Annotated in this window: 2 protein-coding genes; both read right to left on the bottom strand. The window is 72.1% G+C overall.

The window, feature by feature from the left end:
- Nucleotides 1-960 (bottom strand): formimidoylglutamate deiminase (locus QN345_RS18215; RefSeq protein ID WP_323509028.1); only part of this gene is annotated, 960 nt, incomplete at its 3' end.
- A complete protein-coding gene (locus tag QN345_RS18220; protein ID WP_323509029.1) occupies nt 957-2186 on the bottom strand; it encodes an allantoate amidohydrolase in 1230 nt (409 codons plus the stop codon). The genes QN345_RS18215 and QN345_RS18220, both read right to left, overlap by 4 nt.

A 2186-nucleotide genomic window follows, 5' to 3' on the forward strand; every position in this document is an offset into this window, starting at 1 on the left:
CGCCAGGCGTCGAGCGGGCCCGATCCCGTCGCCCAGGTCGGCCTCTGTGGTCGGGCAGAACACGGCCGTCACGCCGGCGGCGCCGAGGAGTTCGACGTCGTCGTCGGTCAGGTGGGTCGCGTGGACGACGCTCAGCCGGGGAGTCAGAGCGCCGAGTTCGTGCAGCAGGCTCGTCGGGGTGAGGCCGTATTCGGCGAGGCACTCCGCGTTCTCCTGGGGCTGTTCGGAGAGGTGGATGTGTAGTGGAACCGTTGCCGGCAACCCGGCGAGGATCGTCGCCATCGCCGACCGGGGCACAGCCCGCACCGAGTGCACGGCGGCACCGAGCGTGACGGCAGGGCCTGGACCAGCCAGAGTGCGAGCGCTGGTATCGAGGGTGTCCCGCAGGCTCGACCAGCGTTGCAGCCAGGCCTCCGCCGAGCCGTCGCCGAACCGCCGCTGCAGGTCGGCGAGCGGACGATCCGCGCCCCCGCGCAGGTAGCAGGTGTCGAGCAGGGTCAGGCGGATCCCGGTGTCTCGTGCGGCGGCCGCGACCGCGAGCTCCATGGCGTGGGCATCCGGGTACGGCCGCCCGTCCTGCCGGTGGTGCATATAGTGGAATTCGCCGACGGCCGTCCAGCCGCTGACGAGCATCTCGGCGAACACCGCCGAGGCGAGTTCGTAGTACAGGTCGGGGTCCAGAGCGGATGCCGCGGCGTACATTCTCTCCCGCCAGCGCCAGAAATCGCCGCCGTCGGCCTGCGTGCGTCCGCGCAGGGCGCGGTGGAAGGCGTGCGAATGCGCGTCGCCCATCCCGGGGACCACGGTACCGAGGACCGTGTCGCCGGCGCGCGCCGGAACGCCCCGCTCCAGCCGGGCGATCGTCCCGTCCGGGGCCGCGTGCACCCGGACCGCGTCAACGGGCGCGCCGTCGATCAGGGCGCGTGCGCACCAGAACGTCACGGTGATTCCCGGTTTCACAGCAGCTCCCGGAGAACCTGCTCGAGCGCCGCGACGCCGGCGAGGCAGTCGTCGAGCGTAGCGAACTCCTCTGGCGAATGGGAGATGCCGGTCGGGTTTCGCACGAAGATCATCGCCGTGGGCAGGCGACTCGACAGCACTCCGGCATCGTGGCCGGCGCCCGTCGGGAGAGTGGGGACGCCGTGCAGGGAGTGAACGAGCCGGTCGCGCAGCGCCTCATCGAAAGCGACGGCGCCGCTCCAGGATTCCTCGGCAACGAACGCGGTGCATCCCTCTGCCGCGGCGGCTTCGTAGACCCGCGCGGTGATCTCCGTGACGAGGCCCTGTGCTGCGGCATCCTCGGCGGCACGGGCGTCGAGCCAGACAGTGACCTGCGAGGAGATCACGTTGGTGCCACCGGGCACGGCCTCGATCCGGCCGATCGTGGCCCGGGAGCCGGTGCTCGCGACGGCGGCATCCCGAACCGCGAGCATCGAGCGGGCGGCTGCGAGCATCGGGTCCCGACGGTCGGTCATGCGCGTGGCACCGGCGTGGTTGCCCTCTCCGGTGAAGGTGATGCGCCAGCGCCCGTGGGCGAGGATCGAGGAGGCGACCGCGACCGGGCTGTCCAGATCGATCAACCCGCGGCCCTGCTCCACGTGCAGTTCGAGGAACAAGCCGATGCGTGCGAGGGCGGCCCGGTCCTCGCCGAGGCCGGCCGGGTCGATGCCGGCAGCGGATGCCGCTGCTTCGAGCGAGATTCCGTCCGCGTCGACGAGAGCGCGGGCCCGACCGGCATCGAGTGCGCCGGTCATCAGCCGGGAGCCGAGGCAGGCGATACCGAACCGGGAGCCCTCCTCCTCGGCGAAGACCAGAACGGCGCAGGGGCGTGCGGGCCGGAACCCGCTCGCCTGCAGTCGGTATATCGCCTCGAGGGCACTGACCACGCCGAGGGGGCCGTCGTACGCACCGCCGCCGGGAACGGAGTCGAGGTGGCTGCCCACGACGATCGCGTCGTCGCCGCGCGGCCCCCACCACGCCCAGGTGTTTCCGTTCCGGTCGATCTCCACGTCGAGCCCGAGCCGGACGGCGCGTCCGGTGAACCAGTCGCGCAGTTCCAGGTCGGCCGGCTGCCACAGGTGCCTGGAGTAACCGCCGCGCCGGGCATCCCTGCCGATGTCCGCGATCTCGTCGAGGCCGGAGAGCAGGCCGTGCGCCCTTGGCGGCGCCGGCAATCGGCCGCCCAC

Origin of the sequence: Cryobacterium sp. 10I1, assembly GCF_035019805.1 — a bacterium.
GTDB lineage: Bacteria > Actinomycetota > Actinomycetes > Actinomycetales > Microbacteriaceae > Cryobacterium > Cryobacterium glucosi.